Below are 17,649 nucleotides of genomic sequence, written 5' to 3' on the forward strand. Positions count from 1 at the left end.
ACCCGGTGCGTGACGTGGCGATCTGGGAGTGGAGCAACAAGAGCGAGGTGTTCGGAAATCAGGCGCCGGGCGTGGACCCTGACGGCGATGGGGTAGCGTTTGAGCTGGCACTGCGCTTCCCGGGGCAGCAGGCTACCGATGCGAGCGGAATGTTCTACAACTACCAGCGGGACTATGATCCGGCGGTAGGGCGGTACTCGCAGAGCGATCCAATTGGGTTGAGAGGCGGGCTCAGTACATTCGCGTATGTGTCTTCTTCTCCCATTCAACGAGTGGACCCCGCTGGGCTGGAAGAGTCAATTCCACAACTCACTGGCTCAGAGGGTGCTGGCCCTGGCTTCAACTGGAGGTACTACGTCGACCGGACATTGGAAGCCATCGGGTACCCGGTAACTGTCCCCGCCTCTGCGGCGGTACAGACATCGGGGTATCGGGATATGCGAAATGACAACACGACCTTCAATGACAAATACTTTCACTGTGTGGCGAACTGCCAGTCGCGACGGGTAGCGGGAAGCTTGGCGGCATGTGCGGTAGCAACTGCTAGAGAGGATTCGCAGGAGGTTGCCAACTGGCACAACGAAGACAGGCTGGCGGACGAAGCGGCCAATGCCTACGGACGAGACAATGCCGGGCAGGCGGGGTCTTGTCAGGAGATCTGCTCCAAGTACATAGTCAACGGAATCAATCAACGGTACCTGCCAGGAATAAAATGAAGATTCGATTTCCTGGCAGTACGGCCATACTTCTGACTCTGCTGATCTTCTCACTATTAACTGGATGCGGGGACAGGTCAGAGTCTTATGCGGACATGGGCGATGCGAGGAGCCGGCACTTGTTCGACAAGGGTTGGCTTCCAGGCATACTTCCTGCCTCATCGGAAAAGATTCGGGTTGTCTCAGACGTCGAAGGTCCCGCTGGATACGGAGAGTTCGAGTTCGATGCGGCCGACTACGCGGCGTTCATTCATCAGCTCGATCCGAAACGGAGTGGAGTCTCGCCGGTGGCTCGCCACAATGCGGAAATAGAAGCTTTGCTGGGGCAGGACTACACAGCGTATGGATATGCCGAGCGAGGTGTGAAATGGATATTCCTGTGCCGTCAATCCGATGCCACGTGCAAGTTCTTCATGTGGGGATAGGCCGTCGTGGCGATAGGCCGCGGTTCAATTGCCCTCAGAGTCATTCGCCCGCGACGCTGTCATGGAGAAATTGCGGAAGGTACGGGCATGCATGTGAAAAGTGGTCACACGGCTGGCGAACCACGGCAGCCAACGGCCGTGGGCTCGGCCGAAAGCTGTTGCAAGGAAACGGTTGCGGGGTTTGGACTCTATGATCGAGAGGATGGATACTTTGTAGGCACGCTTCGGTGCGCGATTGAACTCGTCGAGTCGCGCCGCGGCTATCCTCATGGGCTGGTGGAGAGCGGTGGTAGGCTGCTGTTCTACGGGGGTGTACTTGCCGATGACCACGTAGGATTCAAGCTCGATAACTCTCTGCTTGAGTCTCTCTCGTACCTCGGTATTGAGTTGGGCGTGGAGGTCTATGCGGGATAGCGTTACAAGAAATACGCCTGCAACGAGCTTGGTCGATCCAGCTCGAGCATTTGCTTCTATGCTCATGGCGGGCGCGTAGTAACAATGGCGCTGGGCGCTGGGCCCTGAAAGGTTGGCTTGCCGGCTGCCCGTGCGACCTCTAGGCATCACTTGGGAGCTTCTGCAGTTAGAGCCTACACAATGACCAGAAGAACTATCGCCACCAGTAGCCTCGTTATTGTCCTCGCGCTATCGGTCGCGGCGTGTGGTCCTACGACCCAAGTGCAGGAGTTCTACGATGCCCTAAGGCTTCAGGATCAACAAAAGATCAGTGAGGTTGTCGCGCGGGGCGCGGATGTGGATGCGACGCGTCTGGACGGTTTCCGTCCGCTTCACTTCAGTATCGCGAACAAAGCGGAGGCATCAGTTGACTGGCTTCTTGCTCACGGCGCAGACGTGGAATCAAAGGATGGCGGGGGCAATACCCCGCTCCTCTGGGCGGTGAGCATGAAGAATGATCGTGTCATCGATATCCTCCTTCGAGCCGGTGCCGATCCCTGCGGTGCAGGAAAGGGTGGAAAGACACCAAGGCAGATGGCGCAGGCGTACGCCGATGCGAAAGTGCTGGCCCGTCTGGGACCCTGCAAAGGCGGCGCCTGACGTCAGCGAGTCGCCAAGCCTCGCCCAGGTCTTGATGTGGCAGGATTGGCTGGGTCTCCAAGGTCGGAGCGAATCAGGGAGAGGGGGTATGGATACTGTGGGTAGCTTTCGAGTATGGGCAATCCTTGCCGGCTTGGTGATCTCGGGTAGCGGCGCTGCCGCCGAGAAGACGACGTTGGTCATCTCTCATCAGATGACTCGCCGACGATAGAGATTCAGTCGGGGAATAGAACAAGAGTGAAGGTGAGATATGTCAGATAAATATGTCGTTGTAATCGGGCCGCTTTTGCATCCATGCAGTTCTAATGTCGTCTTCGATGATGGAGTTGTGCTGGTTCAAGGGCGAAGATCTGATGAGGCAGTGGTGCTTGGGGTGGAATTCCCTTCGGTGGAGTTCCTTGGTGTCTCAGATGAGGGCTCCAGGCTTCGGCTTCTGATGGAGCTGGGCGGTATCCGTGGTGCCTTGTTGAAGTCTCAAGAGGGATCTCTGCGGAAGTACTTTGCGGATGAGTCGATGCACACCAGAGATGGTATTGAACTCGCCCACTACACCTTCATGATTGGCGAGGAGATCATCGATGTGATCACTCAGGAAGATCCCGTGATCCATGTTGCCCCTCTATGAAGATTGCGTGTCGGAGGGCGGTTCGCTGAATCGGCAGTTTGCGTCTTCAGACGTTAATGCAAGGGCGTAGGTATCAGGGCAGACATCCACGACTTCGAGATAACAGCAATACGTACATCCGGCGGCAACGCGTTCGATCTAAGGATGATCGCCGCTCAAAGTCCGGAGGCGTACGTGATGTGTTTTACCAACGTGCGGAAGCTGTACGTGGATGGATTCAGTTTGCAGAACATCGTTCTCGATCTGAGTTTTTACTCTCAGTCATTCAGTGACTTTGGATTTCAGCGCGCCTGCGGGATGCTTGGGCTTGGTGCCGCGGAAGCCGAGTCGGCACTAGAGGCAGGTAGCACAGTTCTTATCGAAGCTGCCTCTGGTGCAGAGATTGCCTGCCTCCTTGACGACAAGGAGTTGCCTCATGCAGTTCGTGAGAGCGTCGATGCTGTAGATGAAGGTTCTTGCCCTACGCCCTGCGGTTGATCGGTGGTGCGCGGCATTGGCCCGGATACTGGTGCGCTAGAGTCTTTGATTGGCGGTGAGGTGGGGTGTGCCATCGCGGGGATGGCTGCTACGGCCGAGGTAAGATGAGGAAGTGACAATGTGTGTAGTGCTGCAGAAGGATGGTGTGCCAGCGTTTCGAGAAGAGCTGGCGAGCGTGGTGCTCGACATGGAGGACGACTTCATTCTTTCGATCGAGATCGTTGGCTTCTCATTCATCGTCGGAGGTGAGTGGACGTCGTCCGATCTTGAGTGGTTGAGGGCAAAGGTGCTGAGCCTCGGTGTTTACGAAGAAGACGATGTTGTGTCTATTTGCCTAGCGGCCGGCATGAACACTGGTCAGCGAACTGAGACTGCGATTTTTGGCTTCAATGAAGTGGGAGCACTCGTCGCAATCTGCATCGGACAGGAGCGTCAGGTCGTCGGCGGGAAGTCACAACGCTCGCGTGGCTCTGGAGAGGAGGCGATTCATGAGTAAGCGCAAGCTGGCGCTGGTGTTGCTGCTCTCGGCCTCGCTGACTTCATGCGCAACCTCGGCCGGTATCGAATTGTCTTGGGTTGAGACAGGCAACGGCAGAGAAGGAGGCGCAAAGCGGGTGCCAATTGGCTCAGGTCGAATCGTTCTGCTTGGCGCCGCCGCTGAGGCCGCGGCCATCGATTGGATGCAGAACACTGGCGTTGAGTCGATTCCCATAAGCGACCTCAATGCTGAAATGTCAATTGTTGTCATCAGAGATGGGCTCGGTGGGCCGGATTCGAACTGGTATCTTGTCAGGGCAATTGGCGATGGAGGCGGAGGGGTGTTCTCCGGGTTTGAGAGCGGCGCCGATGTCTATGTGGTGTACAACAAGCTGGGGTCATGCAAGCCGCTTTACAGTCGTGTTGTAGCCATTCGACTGGACGCGCCGCCGCGCAGGGTCTTCGCAGACTGCGGTGGGGGGCGTTAGACGAAGGTGCGAATGGTTCGCCAGCGCTCAATGCAGATGGCGCAGGCGTACGCCAATGCGAAAGTGCTGGCCCGTCTGGGACCCTGCAAAGGCGGCCCCTGACGTCAGCGAGTCGCCAAACCTCACCCAGGTCTCGATGTGGCAGGATTGGCTGGGTCTCCAAGGTCGGAGCGAATCAGGGAGAGGGGGTATGGATACTGTTGGTAGCTTTCGTGTCTGGGCAATCCTTGCCGGCCTGGTGATCTCGGGTAGTGGCGCTGCCGCCGAGAAGACGGCGTTCTTTGTCGAGAATGCCAGTTCAGTGACGGATGGATGCATCGATGTAGGGTCCCGGGAGCTGCAGTTTTCTTGCCATCGGATCGAGCCCGGTGTGGGTACCGTCATCGCCTTCAGGCGCTACAAGCGGTCCTGGAATATAGACGGTACGTCCTTTCGCAAGCTCACTGTGCATCTGCCGCAGCGCTTCAAGCCGGGAGATAGATTCTCTCTGGACGACGGCGTGGCACGGGTGTTTTTCAGCAGAGGGTCAAGTGCGTTCGCCGGCAAGCGGGGCTGCTATGGGCGGGCGGAGTCAGGTCACGTTGAGGTTGTATCGCGGACCAGGAAGGCGATCTCCATCAGAGTGAGTGCATCCATTCCGATGAAGTCACCGCTCCGCATACCAAAGGACTGCACTGGGCCGGAGGTCGTAGATATGGTAATCCAGGCTGCTCCTGCGCAGCTTGACAGCTTGGATGCATGGGAAGGTCGGCCGGATCCCGGCGACTCACCCTTTGAAGAAGCGAATATCATGGGGTGATTGAAGGTCGTAGCCGCATGGGGACATGGAGCGCGCACGTACCTCCTTGCAGGTGGTGGGGCGAACTCAAGGCGCAAGTGTCTAACGGTCGTAGGGGGCGGGGCATGCAGAACAAGAGGCCGTTCAAGGTTGGCGTGCTGGCGGGCGCAGTGTGTTGCGGTGCTCTGGCGCCGGTGATGGTCAGTGGGTCTGAGCCTGCACTCGTCGGATCGGCAGCGATCGCGGTAGCCGCCATGGCGGGATCGGCGTTGATGACTACGTCGGTGGGCGTTCCTCTGGCGCGTTGGTTGCGGGCGAGGAGCAGGCTTTCCGCCGCTCCCCTGTGTATGGCGGGCGTTGCGTCCGGCGCACTGTTGCTCGGGTCCATCATCGGATGGACGAACTACTGGCCGCAGGTCAACGATCTGATGGTCGCGGTGGCACGGGCGTTGGTTGCTGCCACGCGGGGCGGCTTGTTCGGCGCCTTCTTTGGATTGATCTCGTCCTTGGCGTTCTGCGCAGGAGCGGGAATTCCGCTGCGTTCCTCCGCCAGCGACAGGGGAGTCGGTTGATGCCCGTCCTGGCGGCGTGTTTCCTCATTGTGCTGGTTCTGCTCTGCTATCTGGCTGTTGCAGCGAAGACAACTACGCGCCGAGCGATGGCGGTTGTGGGAGTCGTCCTGCTCCAGCTCACCACTGTGTTCTTGAAACAGGTGCTTGCTCGGGGGTCTTCTTCGGCTGCCGATCAGGGCGTGGAGGCGATGCGCGCGGGGATGTTCTTCCATCAAATCCGCCCGGTGGACCGCATTGGGATGTACAGAAGGACGGAGGTAAAAGCTATGAAAATGTCTATCCCGGGCGGCGGAGACGATGAGTAAGGTCGGTGTGGTCGAATTCAAGGCGGAAGGCGTCTCCTACTATTCTCGGCACGATGAGGATTGCTTCTTTCATTGGCTTGGGAAGATCGAGTGCGTCACCAAGTTTTACGGACAGGGAAGGGTGTTGTTTATTGTTGTCGACAGAGCGGCCGTCACCCGGATTGAGCTCATGGAGCTACTTGGGTTCTTCTACAGGTACGGTCTGGACATGACGCAGCTGCGCGAGTTTGACTGGCCAGAGTTCTCAGACTGGTTTCATGATGGAGATGCCTATTGGAGTGATCGAGTCTTTGCCTCACGCGAAGAGGACTAAGGGACAGCTGAAGGCCCCGCGGGACTCCGACCGGTGCCCGTTAGTGAGCTATGGGCATCGGTAGCCGCGCCTGCTGCCTCCATGTGGATGACGTCAGGGGATAATTCGATGCCTAGTTCGGTCTTTGCCGGGGTGGGAGACAAGAATGGCGGGAGTGCCCAGATGTAAGCAAAGCTATGCCCGGCGAGCTGCGTCCGTTCGAGCCAATACCATGACAAGAAGAGCCATCACCAACGGCCCCTCGTTGCGGGCTTCGTGCTGTCAACGGCGGGTTGTGGGGAGTACACCCGCCGGGCACTCCCAATAGAGTCGAAGAGCAGGGGGCCGTCGATCCTGTGTTGGACGCGGCGCCTGCTAGGCTTGACGATATCCGGAGGACGATCCCAATGCGACGCATTCCATGAAGAAGACTACGTTGGCGCGGGCCGCGCTTCTCTCTGCTGTCTTGCCTCTTGGTGCATCTGGCTCCGCGTACAAGGAAAGGTACCTGCTTCCGGTTAGTGTAGACGGCGGTCAACTGATTGACTCCCAGGTCTATGGGCGGATATCCCCGGGTGACAGGTGGCTACTTCGAATCGATGCATCATCATTTCACTCGCAGGATGAGGAGGTGATCGTAGAACTCCTGAATCGGGTTCTCGAAGATCACGAAGCCAGATTGGATAGCATCAGGTTTGAGACGAGCAGCTCACCTTCGTTTCAGCAGGAAGTCATTGCAAAGCTGAAGGGGTCGAAGCTGTCTGATTCGCTTGTGGTGCGCGAACAATCCAGGGCAGTGACTGCCGAACTGACCTCCATCATCAGCCAGGGTGCGCTGGTGAAGATGATCTGCTCGAAAGTGAGCATGATTCATGCCAGTTGCTCACGCGGCGGCGTAGCGTTGAACCCAGTCGCCTTCAGGACGGACTACTTGGGTCAAACGTGGGGGCAGGTGAAGTCCCAGCAAGATGTCGGAATCAAGCCCGAGTCGCTGGCGTTCTTCATAGAGCTGCAGCCGGAATAGTCCAGGGCCTCTTCATCGCTTGATGGTGTGGAGGATGACAGCCCCCCGAGATGGAGTTCGCGGACAGCCCCTCCAGATAACCTATATGTAGAGCGAGTGGCGGATTCGTCAGACGGAAAGGGTTGAGAATGACTAAGGACCAATATCTTGATTTGATGCGGTTCCCGAAGGAGTGGAAGGACTACGGTCTCATTCCGGAGGTGTTGTTGAGCCAGCTCATTGCGACGTACGAGGCAGGGATGGAGAACGCCTCCGAACACGATAGAAACGGCGTGTTTCATTGGTGGCTGAAGAACTCGCCGGACAAGACTGTGCTGACGCAGTTGATCGCTCTGAGCTATTTGGATCCCGATCAGCTGATGGCGGCCGATGTCCGGTCTCACATTGCAGTGTCTCCGCACGCCGACGACGTGGTCAGGGGCCTCCTCAAGCACGATGGGGCGTAGATGAGCGGAGCGCGCTTCATGTGCCTTCGGCCGAGGTTTGGGGAGTCGACTTCCCATCTCTTGGCGCAGGGCATGAGACCCAGGTTCATGTGTGGGCTGGCGATGCTCTCGCTGAGCATGTTGCTCTCGGGCTGTGATGCGCCAGGGGAGGGGCCGCGTGCTGAGCAGGCCAGGGGAATAGCCAATGGCGTCGTGCAGCGGATAGACGTGTACTACCAAGCGCACGGAAGGTATCCGGCCTCGCTCAGTGAAATCGATCCGAACCTTGAAGGCGAAGAGCTGGGAACGCCTGAGAATCCGGTAAGGATTTTCTACCGCTCTTCATCCCCAGAGCGATATGAGATCGATTTCAAATACTTCGGCCCGGGGAGCAACACGTGCGGGCGGACAAGCGAGTTGGGGCCCGACGACTGGAGCTGTGTCGGTGCTTGCTGATGAGGGGGCGTGGGCAATCCGCCATGGGTGGCAGCTCACAAGCCGGCGGGGTAGAGCGGACTGTTAGTCCGCTGGGTTTCGGGTGGGGCATGCGTTCATGCGGACGGCGGCGGACTAACAGTCCGCTCTACCCAGTCGGGCTCGGTGGCTATTCGTGCGCGCAATGATCACTTGCGGCTTCAGGCGCATTGCGACATGCGGTAGTTCCTGCCAACCGAAGCTCGTCTATCATTCGGAACAAGCAATTTCCCTTCGCGTGCAGCATTGCGCATGGTGTTGCCTCGGAGCTTGAAATCTCCTTCGGTGTAGCAATTGTGGACGTCCTATGTCGGGTGGGTGGCGAAATACAACACCTTCGCGGGAATACGTCACGCCGTGCACATCCGAGCGGATTTCAACCTCCCGACTCCCTCGCCATTCCGGCGAGGGAGACTTCCTCGGAGGTGGCAGATGCGTCGTTCAAATTCGGATTCACCCTCAAGCCAACAGCCCCAAACGCGCATCGGCATGTGTGCGCCTGAGCGTCTGCGCGTTGGATCGCTCAAGCACCCCGCAGGCCATGATCTGCCTGATGGTGGCCGCATTCCGTGCGTTGTTCTGCGTGGGATGTGGTTGGAGAGGTTCGAGCTGCCAGTGGGTGCGCGTGTGTTGGTGGAGGTGGCGCACAGGCGGGTCATACTGACGCTGGATGAGACCCCTGTGGTGGTGCCCTACCGCTATCAGGATCACGTGCCGAAGAAGAAGCGGCGGGTATTGGATGTGACGACGGGCGAAGTGTTGGAGTAAGTAGTGGAGCGACGGGGTAGAGCGGACTGTTAGTCCGCTTCGCGCGAAGCGCGGTCGGCGGTGGAGCAGCGGACTAACAGTCCGCTCTACCCGGTCGGCCGTACCCGGTCAGCCGTACCCGGTCGGCTGTACCCGGTCTGCGCTATGCCCGGTGGCGCACCAGAAGCTGCGTCATCAACGCGCGCAACGCCGGCGGGCGCACCGGCTTGGACAGGAAGCCCCAGCCGTTCTCCGCCGCCTGCGCCTTCAACGCATCATCGCGTTCGGCGGTGACCAGAATCACCGGTGGCCGCGCCCGCCACAGCGTGCACAGCTCCTCATACAGATCCGGCCCGTGCCACTGGCCCATGCGCACATCCAGCAGCAGCAACTGCGGCACGTTGAGTGCAGACGCGATCTCCAGCGCCGCCTGCGGTCCGTCCGCCAGTTCGACGGAACAGCCCCAACGTTCCAGCAACGCGCGCGTGGCCGCACACACGCGCGGATCGTCATCGATGCTCCACACCCGGCAGCGTCGCAGCGGGCTGTCGTCGCCGGGCTCTGGCGCGGCCACCGGCACCGCCGCAGGCGCGGGAATATCGGCCGCATCGCCCAGCGCCACCGTCACCGCGAATACGCTGCCCCGCCCCAGCGTGGAGCGCAGGCTGATGCGGTGCCCCAGAAGACGGCCGATACGCTCCACAATCGCCAACCCCAACCCGGCGCCGCGCTCCTGGTCCACGCCGTCATCCAACCGGCGGAACTCCTCGAAGATCTCGCCCTGCAGGCTTTCGGGAATGCCCGGGCCTTGGTCATGCACCTCGATGCGCAGCTGGTCGCCCACGCGACGGCAGCCAATCAGCACGCGCCCACGCGGGGTATACCGCAGCGCGTTGGACAGGAAGTTCTGCAGGATGCGCCGCAGCAGCGCTTCATCGCTGACCACCACCGCGCGCGTATCCACCCAGTCCAGCTGCAGGCCACGCCCCTCTGCGGCAATGCCGAATTCGCGCGCCAGTGTTTCCAGGAGCGGCGACAGCGCGAACGCATGCACGTGGGTCTGCAACGTGCCCGATTCCAGTCGTGAGATATCCAGCAGACTGTTGAGGATGGAATCCTGCGCGGCCAGCGCGGCATCCACATGCTCGCTCAGCTCACGCGCATCGCCACTCAACTTGCCGCGCAACACCGAGACGAACATCCGCGCGGCATTCAGCGGCTGCAGCAGGTCGTGCACGGCCGAGGCCACGAAGCGGGTCTTGTAGCGGTTGGCGCGCTCGGCTTCGCGCCTTGCCTCGTCCAGGTCGCGGGTGCGCTCGGCCACGCGGTGTTCCAGCGCGTCGGCCAGCGAGCGCAGCTCACGGGCGGTGTTCTTGTAGGCGGTGATGTCGGCATAGCTGGTGACAAAGCCGCCATCTGGCAGGGGGTTGCCACGGATCTCCAGGACGGTGCCGTCGTCCTTTTCGCTCTCGCGCATGTGCGGGCGGCCGCTGCGCAGGTGGTTCAGGCGGCGCTCGATGGCCTCATCCACCGGGCCGGGGCCCAGCAGGCCACGGCGCGCGTTGTAGCGGAATGCCTCTTCGATGGGGCGGCCCACCCGTATCAGGTCCGGCGGGAAGCGGAACAGTTCCAGGTACCGCGCATTCCACGCCACCAGCTTCTGTTCGCTGTCGATCACCACCACGCCCTGCGGCAGGTGCGCCAGGCTGCGGCTCAGGCCGCTGTCGGCCTGCTGGGCGGCCTGCAGCACGCCATCCTGGGCGGTGCGCAGCTCCTGCGCGTGCTGCTGCAGCACCGCCTCCAGCTCACGCCGGCTGCGCTGGCGGTGCGAGGCCAGCCGCCGCCGCTGCTGCACGAACAACGAAAGGAAGCACAGCGCCAGCCAGATGCCGCCGGCCGCCAGCGCGGTGCTTCGGCCCACGGCGGCGCTGGCACTGGCGTCGTGCAGCAGGTGCAGCGTCCAGTTCGGGTCGGTCAGTACGTAGGTCTGCCACAGCACGGGGCGCGGCAGCGCCGGCTGCTGCACGCGCACCATGCGCCCGCCATCCTGCAGTACGTCCAGGGTGCGCGCCTGCAGGGGCTGCAGCGAGCGGTCGGCGTACTGGCGGGTGGCCAGCATCTCAGTGCGTTCGGCCGGTGCCAGCGGACGCAGCAGGCGGTAGCGCCACGCATCGCCGTTGGCCAGGAACACCACGTCGTGGGCATCGCTGGCCAGCACGATGTCGGTGCTCTGCAGCCATTCCTGTTCGAGGGCGCGCAGTTCGATCTTGATGGCGATGACGCCCAGCAGCTCGCCGTCGGCGGCGTGGATCGCCTGGGACAGGAAGTAGCCCGGCACGGCGGTGGTCATGCCGATGCCGTAGAAGCGCCCGCTGCCCTTGGCCATGGCCTGCTGGAAGTACGGGCGGTAGCTGTAGTCCTCGCCCACGTTGGTAGTGGGTTGGTCCCAGTTGCTGGCGGCCACGGCAACGCCATGGCGGTCGATCAGGGTCAGGGTGGAGGCGCGGGTGACGTTGTTGGCCTGCTGCAGCTTGAGATTGAGCCGCTGCCGTTCGCCCGCGTCCAGCGGTTGGCCCAGCGCCTGCTGCAGGTCCGGGTCCAGCGCCAATACCTGGGGCAGGGTGCCGAAACGGTCGATGCGCTGCTGCAGGGTCTGTGCGTACAGGTCGAGCTGGCGGCGCACCTGGGTGCTTTCGGCAGCCAGGGCGCGCTGTTGTGCATAGCGGCCGGCCACCAGGGCGGCCAGCAGCGTGCCGCCCACCATGACCAGCAGGGTCAACAGCAGGGGGCGGTAGCGGGAGACGCGGTACATGGCGTCAGTTTACGGTGCGCCGGCGGGTGCACGTGGCGTGCACCCGCCGTTGCCGATCAGAAGTGAACCTGGGCGCGCAGTTCGAAGATTTCCGGCTTGGTGCGTACGCCGCGACGGCTGGCGTCGGCCCAGACGTAGTTGGCCTGGAACTTGAAGTGGCTGGTGAGGTACCAGTTGGCACCGACGGTCCAGTCATGCTGGCGGCCGCCGAGCACGTCGCCATCGTCCAGGTCGATGCGGCTGTAGCGGGCCAGCAGTTCCACCGCGCCATAGCCGTGTGCCGGCTTGACGTTGGCCACCGCGCCGGCGGCGTACGGGCGCGATTCGCCGGTGACGATCCAGCTGGCCATGGCGTACTGGCCGTCTCCGGTGAAGTCCGGCTTGCCGTCACGGGTGACGGTGGCACGCAGGGCTTCGGCCTGCACCGAGAACGGGCCATGGATGTAGATGCCTTCCAGGCCGGTGCGGCGGATCTGGTCGGCGGTGACCAGGGCACCGGAATCGACCAGGCGGATGTCGGTCAGGCCGGCTTCCGGGCGCGCGCGCAGGCGGGCGCTGGCTTCATGGTGCACATCGCGGCCATCGCGGTAGCCGCGCGGGTTTTCCTGCGAATAGGCCAGGCCCAGGTGAATCACATCGCCCGGTGCCTTCACCGGGGTCCACACGCCGCGCACGGCCTGGGTGGTGCCCGGGTTGTCACCCTGCAGGTCCTTGCCGCCATAGGCGCCCACCTGCATCAGGTACTGCGGGCGCTCCAGCACCCACTCGGCACCGGTGCGGCGGCCGGCGTAGAAGGCCTGCACGGGCAGGGCGGTTTCCACGAAGCTGCCGGCACGCGAGGAGGTGTTGGAATCCAGGCCGACCGGCGTCTTCATGTAGCCGAAGCGGAAGCGGCCCACGTCCTTGCCGAACACGGCCTTGCTCTCGAAGCGGAAGAAGACGTCAAGCCAGGTGTCGGCCTGGAAGTCGTAATAGACCATGGCGTCGTACACGCCCTTCTTCTTCAGGGTCGCGCCGAACTCCTTGCGGCGCACGGCGTCGGCATCTTCAATGCCGCTGTCACCGGAGAAGTCGTTCAGGTCGTAGGCGATGTTGGCGGTGGCGGCCAGTTCGGTGCCGTCGCTGAAGGCGACCTTGGTCGGCCAGTTGTCCCAGTCGTAGTCGGCGGCAGAGGCGGCCACGGGGGCGGTCAGGGCGGTCAGGGCAATAAACAGGGGGGTCAGGCGCATGGGTTCAGGGCTGGCTTCAATAAGGGGGCAGAACAACAACGGCCGCGTGCGGCAAAACTGTGGGGCCACGTGGGCCCGGACGACGCGGCAACCCGCCGCCGTGGGGGCGCGGTGCCGTTGCAGTGTAGGTACTGGCGCCGGCTGAACCGGGGGGCTAGTACCAATAGGTTATCTGCGTAGCGGTGCGCCGGGCGTAAAAAGGCCTCGCCCGATGCCGCCGTCCGCGGCCGGCATCCATCGTGACACTGCCGGAGCTTCCCATGCACGTTCCCACCGCTGCCCCCCTTGCGGCCAAGCCGTTGCCGTTCTACCGCCAGCTGTATTTCCAGGTGGTGGTGGCGATCGTCCTGGGCGCCACCCTCGGTCATTTCGAGCCGGCCTTCGCCGAATCGCTCAAGCCGCTGGGCGATGGCTTCATCAAGCTGGTGAAGATGATCATCGCCCCGGTCATCTTCCTGACCATCGTCACCGGCATCGCCGGCATGACCCACCTGCGCACGGTGGGCCGGGTGTTCGCCAAGTCGATGGCCTACTTCCTGTTCTTCTCCACTCTGGCGCTGATCGTGGGCATGGTGGTGGCGCACGTGGTCCAGCCGGGCGCGGGCATGAACATCAACCCGGCCGACCTGGACCAGACCGCGGTGCACAGCTACGTGGAGAAGTCCCACGAGCTGACCCTCACCGGCTTTGTCATGGACATCATCCCGGCCACGCTGGTGAGCGCTTTCGTGGATGGCAACATCCTGCAGGTGCTGTTCGTGGCGGTGCTGTTCGGCATTTCGCTGGCCCTGGTGGGTGAAAAGGGCCGCCCGGTGCTGACCTTCCTGGAGGCGCTGACCGCGCCGGTGTTCCGCCTGGTCCACATCCTGATGAAGGCCGCGCCCATCGGCGCCTTCGGTGCCATCGCCTTCACCATCGGCAAGTACGGCGTGGGGTCGCTGATCAACCTGGCCTGGCTGGTGGGCTCGTTCTACCTCACCGCGTTCCTGTTCGTGGCCGTGATCCTGGGGGTGGTGTGCCGCCTGTGCGGGTTCTCGGTGTTCAAGCTGGCCCGCTACCTCAAGGCCGAGCTGCTGCTGGTGCTGGGCACCTCGTCCTCGGAATCGGCGCTGCCCTCGCTGATGGAGAAGATGGAAAAGGCCGGCTGCAGCAAGTCCGTGGTGGGGCTGGTGGTCCCGACCGGCTACTCGTTCAACCTGGACGGCACCAACATCTACATGACCCTGGCCGCGCTGTTCATCGCCCAGGCCACCAATACCGAACTGACCCTGGGTCACCAGATCGCGCTGCTGCTGGTGGCGATGCTGAGCTCCAAGGGCGCCGCCGGCGTGACCGGTGCGGGCTTCATCACCCTGGCCGCCACCCTGGCGGTGGTGCCGGAGGTGCCGGTGGCCGGCATGGCGCTGATCCTGGGCGTGGACCGCTTCATGAGCGAATGCCGCTCGCTGACCAACTTCATCGGCAACGCGGTGGCCACCGTGGTGGTCTCGCGCTGGGAAAATGCGCTGGACCGCGACCGCCTGGCGCTGGCCCTGGACGGCCGTGAAGCCGAGCTGCCGCCGCTGGCCACCGACGACCAGCCCTCGCCGCTGACCGCGCCGCTGCCCGCCCACTGACCACGCCCCTCCCCCCGATGTGTGTGTGGCAGGGTCGTGCCGCTCCCCCTTGGGTGGCACGACCCTGGCTTTTTTCACGGGTATTCTGGTGATGCGGGCTGTCATCGGGTTCCGGCAGTCTGGCGTTGCATACGCCTGCGCACGGCCTTCGATATGTGCGGTTGCAGCATGATTGCGACAGCGTAGCGACAGGTCCACCCACGCCAACGGGGGTATGATCCCTTGTTCCTCTCGCCCATTCATCTGTAGAAAGCGATGTCCAACGAAGATTTCAAACAGGCCGCACTCGATTACCACCGCATGTCGCCGCCGGGCAAGATCAAGGTCACGGCGACCAAGCCGATGCTGACCCAGCGTGACCTGTCGTTGGCCTACTCGCCGGGCGTGGCCCATGCCTGCGAAGCGATCCTGGCCGACCCGCAGCAGGCCAGCGAGCTCACCGCCCGCGGCAACCTGGTCGCGGTCATTTCCAACGGCACCGCCGTGCTGGGGCTGGGCAACATCGGCCCGCTGGCCGGCAAGCCGGTGATGGAAGGCAAGGGCGTGCTGTTCCAGAAGTTCGCCGGCATCGATGTGTTCGACATCGAGATCAACGAGAACGATCCGGACAAGCTGGTCGACATCATCGCCTCGCTGGAGCCGACCTTCGGCGGCATCAACCTCGAAGACATCAAGGCGCCGGAGTGCTTCATCGTCGAGCGCAAGCTGCGCGAGCGCATGAACATTCCGGTGTTCCATGACGACCAGCACGGCACCGCGATCATCGTGGGTGCAGCGGTGCTCAACGCCATGGTGGTCACCGGCAAGAAGATCGAAGACGTGAAGCTGGCCACCACCGGCATGGGCGCGGCGGGCATCTCGTGCGTGAACATGCTGGTGTCGCTGGGCCTGCGCAAGGAAAACATCCTGGCCTTCGACCGCGACGGTGTGATCCATACCGGCCGCACCGACCTGGACCCGGAAAAGGCCCGCTACGCACGCGAGACCGACAAGCGCACGCTGGCCGAGATCGTCGACGGCGCGGACATCTTCCTGGGCCTGTCGGCCCCGGGCATCCTCACTGCGGACATGGTCAAGACCATGGCCAAGGATCCGGTGATCTTCGCGCTGGCCAACCCCACGCCGGAAATCATGCCGGAAGTGGCGCGCAGCGTGCGCCCGGATGCATTGATCGGCACGGGTCGTTCGGACTACCCGAACCAGATCAACAACGTGCTGTGCTTCCCTTACCTGTTCCGCGGCGCGCTGGACGTGGGCGCCACCGCGATCAACGAAGAGATGAAGATCGCCTGCGTGCACGCGATCGCCGCGATGGCACGCCGCGAAGCCAGCGACCTGGGCTCGGCATACGGCGATGACACGCCCAGCTTCGGCCGCGACTACCTGATTCCGCGTCCGTTCGACCGCCGCCTGCTGGTGGAACTGTCGGCCGCCGTGGCGCAGGCCGCGATGGATTCGGGCGTGGCCGAGCGCCCGGTTGCCGACATGGGCGCCTACCGCGAGAAGCTGGCCCAGTTCGTCTACCGCACCAGCCTGATGATGAAGCCGGTGTACGACCGAGCGCGCGCCGACAAGCAGCGCGTGGTGTATGCCGAAGGCGAAGAAGAAGTGGTGCTGCGCGCGGTGCAGAACGTGGTCGATGAGGGCCTGGCGCTGCCGATCCTGATCGGCCGCCCGGACGTGATTGAATCGCGTATCGAGCGCATGGGGCTGCGCATGAAGGCCGGCGTCGATTTCGACGTGACCAACATCAACGATGACCCGCGTTTCAACGAGTACTGGCAGTACTACCACAACCTCACCGGCCGCCGCGGCGTGACGGTGGCGGCGGCCAAGAACCTGATGCGCTCGCGCCCGACGCTGATCGCGGCGGTGATGGTGGCGCGCGGCGAAGCCGATGCCATGCTCACCGGCGTGGTGGGCCGCTTCCACAAGAAGCTGGGCTACGTGCGCAGCGTGCTGCCGCTGGAATCGAAGGTCACTTCGACCTCGGCCATGACCGGCGTGATCAACCAGCAGGGTGTGTTCTTCTTCGTGGACACCCACGTGCAGGAAGACCCGACCGCCGAGCAGATCTGCGAGGCCACGCTGCAGGCGGCCTACCGCATGAAGCTGTTCGGGATCGAGCCGAAGGTGGCGCTGCTGTCGCACTCGAACTTCGGCAGCCACGATTCCAAGGACGCGCTGAAGATGCGCACCGTGCGCAACCTGCTGCTCAAGCGCAACCCGCGTTTGAATGTAGATGGTGAAATGCAGGGTGACACGGCGTGGGACGAAGCGCTGCGCCACAAGCTGCTGCCCGACAGCACGCTGAAGGGCCGCGCCAACCTGTTCGTGCTGCCGAACCTGGAAGCGGCCAACATCGCCTACAACCTGGTGCGCGTGTTCACCGACGGTGTGGCGATCGGTCCGATCCTGATGGGCGTGGCCAAGCCGGCGCACATCCTGACCACCAGCGCGACCTCGCGCCGCGTGCTCAACATGACCGCCATTGCCGCGGTGGATGCGCAAATCCGCAAACAGCTTGAAGCAGAGAAGGCGTAACGCCTTCATTGCTTCAAGCTGCGGACCGCATAACGTGCGGTCCGGTTTCGCAGCGCGGAACGCGGATGCGTAGCGACCGGCCGCTGGCCGGGCGACATTGAAAAAGGGATCGGTGCCCCGCACCGATCCCTTTTGCGTTTGAGGACCCCGCAGGCCGGCCAACGGCCGGCGCTACCGGACATATCACCGCAGCCCCAGCGTCACCGGCCTGCAACCTCCCAAGCGCCCAATACCCCCACGCGGCCCGGCCGTGGCGGTGGTCCGCTGGACCCCGCCACCCTGGGCCCGACCACTTCCCCCCCCTCGGAAACCGCGCCATGCGCACTCGTCCCACGAAGCGGTACTTCAAGCAGCTGTTCGCGCTTTATGCCGGGTTGATCGGCGCCCGCTGATCGGCGAGGAACGCCCGGGTGGGGGCATGCGGCCCCCACCGGGGTAGAGCCACGCCCTGCGTGGCTGCACATAACCCCACCGGAGTAGAGCCACGCCCTGCGTGGCTGCACATAACCCCACCGGGGGTAGAGCCACGCCCTGCGTGGCTGCACGCAACCCCACCGGGGTAGAGCCACG

Annotated in this window: 18 protein-coding genes; 14 read left to right on the forward strand and 4 right to left on the reverse strand. The window is 62.7% G+C overall.

Annotated features, from left to right (window positions below; genetic code table 11):
* The coding region (locus RT456_RS09510; protein WP_313345633.1) for an RHS repeat-associated core domain-containing protein at positions 1–716 on the forward strand (716 nt) is incomplete at its 5' end.
* 119 nt (positions 717–835) lie between these two features.
* The gene (locus tag RT456_RS09515) at positions 836–1,141 is read left to right on the forward strand and encodes a hypothetical protein (protein WP_313345636.1); all 306 of its coding nucleotides are present in this window, start codon (positions 836–838) and stop codon (positions 1,139–1,141) included.
* Positions 1,142–1,165: 24 nt separating this feature from the next.
* Here RT456_RS09515 and RT456_RS09520 read toward each other — a convergent pair whose 3' ends face one another.
* Positions 1,166–1,621, reverse strand: a complete 456-nt coding sequence (locus RT456_RS09520; protein WP_313345639.1) for a hypothetical protein — start codon at positions 1,619–1,621, stop codon at positions 1,166–1,168.
* 114 nt (positions 1,622–1,735) lie between these two features.
* Between RT456_RS09520 and RT456_RS09525 the strand changes: the two genes are divergently transcribed.
* The 6 genes from RT456_RS09525 (at position 1,736) to RT456_RS09550 (ending at position 5,060) form a co-directional block, all read left to right on the forward strand.
* Complete coding sequence (locus tag RT456_RS09525; protein ID WP_313345642.1) at positions 1,736–2,194, forward strand: ankyrin repeat domain-containing protein; 459 nt, start codon at positions 1,736–1,738, stop codon at positions 2,192–2,194.
* Between the two features lie 250 nt (positions 2,195–2,444).
* Positions 2,445–2,819 carry a hypothetical protein gene (locus RT456_RS09530; protein ID WP_313345645.1) on the forward strand — a complete coding sequence of 125 codons (375 nt, stop codon included), beginning with the start codon at positions 2,445–2,447 and terminating at the stop codon, positions 2,817–2,819.
* Positions 2,820–2,963: 144 nt separating this feature from the next.
* Positions 2,964–3,296 carry a hypothetical protein gene (locus RT456_RS09535; protein WP_313345647.1) on the forward strand — a complete coding sequence of 111 codons (333 nt, stop codon included), beginning with the start codon at positions 2,964–2,966 and terminating at the stop codon, positions 3,294–3,296.
* A gap of 118 nt (positions 3,297–3,414) precedes the next feature.
* Complete coding sequence (locus RT456_RS09540) at positions 3,415–3,792, forward strand: hypothetical protein (RefSeq protein WP_313345650.1); 378 nt, start codon at positions 3,415–3,417, stop codon at positions 3,790–3,792.
* Positions 3,785–4,261, forward strand: a complete 477-nt coding sequence (locus tag RT456_RS09545) for a hypothetical protein (RefSeq protein ID WP_313345653.1) — start codon at positions 3,785–3,787, stop codon at positions 4,259–4,261. The genes RT456_RS09540 and RT456_RS09545 overlap by 8 nt, the downstream gene beginning before the upstream one ends.
* A 190-nt stretch (positions 4,262–4,451) precedes the next feature.
* Positions 4,452–5,060 carry a hypothetical protein gene (locus RT456_RS09550; RefSeq protein ID WP_313345656.1) on the forward strand — a complete coding sequence of 203 codons (609 nt, stop codon included), beginning with the start codon at positions 4,452–4,454 and terminating at the stop codon, positions 5,058–5,060.
* 382 nt (positions 5,061–5,442) lie between these two features.
* Here the strand turns inward: RT456_RS09550 and RT456_RS09555 are convergent, their stop codons facing one another.
* Entirely contained in the window at positions 5,443–5,823 is a 381-nt protein-coding gene (locus RT456_RS09555; RefSeq protein ID WP_313345658.1) for a hypothetical protein, read from the reverse strand.
* A gap of 85 nt (positions 5,824–5,908) precedes the next feature.
* Between RT456_RS09555 and RT456_RS09560 the strand changes: the two genes are divergently transcribed.
* The 4 genes from RT456_RS09560 to RT456_RS09575 all read left to right on the forward strand — a co-directional run bounded on the left by RT456_RS09560 (position 5,909) and on the right by RT456_RS09575 (position 8,899).
* Positions 5,909–6,229 carry a hypothetical protein gene (locus RT456_RS09560; RefSeq protein WP_313345661.1) on the forward strand — a complete coding sequence of 107 codons (321 nt, stop codon included), beginning with the start codon at positions 5,909–5,911 and terminating at the stop codon, positions 6,227–6,229.
* A 610-nt stretch (positions 6,230–6,839) separates the two neighbouring features.
* Entirely contained in the window at positions 6,840–7,232 is a 393-nt protein-coding gene (locus RT456_RS09565; RefSeq protein WP_313345664.1) for a hypothetical protein, read from the forward strand.
* 128 nt (positions 7,233–7,360) lie between these two features.
* Complete coding sequence (locus RT456_RS09570; RefSeq protein WP_313345667.1) at positions 7,361–7,678, forward strand: hypothetical protein; 318 nt, start codon at positions 7,361–7,363, stop codon at positions 7,676–7,678.
* Positions 7,679–8,563: 885 nt separating this feature from the next.
* Positions 8,564–8,899, forward strand: a complete 336-nt coding sequence (locus tag RT456_RS09575; protein WP_313345670.1) for a hypothetical protein — start codon at positions 8,564–8,566, stop codon at positions 8,897–8,899.
* Between the two features lie 142 nt (positions 8,900–9,041).
* Here the strand turns inward: RT456_RS09575 and RT456_RS09580 are convergent, their stop codons facing one another.
* Both RT456_RS09580 and RT456_RS09585 read right to left on the reverse strand, forming a co-directional pair.
* Positions 9,042–11,690 (reverse strand): PAS-domain containing protein, encoded by a 2,649-nt coding sequence (locus tag RT456_RS09580; RefSeq protein WP_313345673.1) that lies wholly within the window; start codon positions 11,688–11,690, stop codon positions 9,042–9,044.
* Positions 11,691–11,746: 56 nt separating this feature from the next.
* Positions 11,747–12,919, reverse strand: coding sequence for a porin (locus tag RT456_RS09585; RefSeq protein WP_313345676.1), 1,173 nt, complete (start codon positions 12,917–12,919; stop codon positions 11,747–11,749).
* 260 nt (positions 12,920–13,179) lie between these two features.
* On the opposite strand from RT456_RS09585, the gene RT456_RS09590 reads away from it, so the two are divergent.
* Complete coding sequence (locus RT456_RS09590) at positions 13,180–14,535, forward strand: dicarboxylate/amino acid:cation symporter (RefSeq protein WP_313345679.1); 1,356 nt, start codon at positions 13,180–13,182, stop codon at positions 14,533–14,535.
* A 255-nt stretch (positions 14,536–14,790) separates the two neighbouring features.
* Positions 14,791–17,079 (forward strand): NADP-dependent malic enzyme, encoded by a 2,289-nt coding sequence (locus RT456_RS09595; protein ID WP_313345681.1) that lies wholly within the window; start codon positions 14,791–14,793, stop codon positions 17,077–17,079.
* Positions 17,080–17,649 lie beyond the last annotated feature (570 nt).

The organism is Stenotrophomonas sp. (assembly GCF_032099025.1).
Lineage (GTDB): Bacteria > Pseudomonadota > Gammaproteobacteria > Xanthomonadales > Xanthomonadaceae > Stenotrophomonas.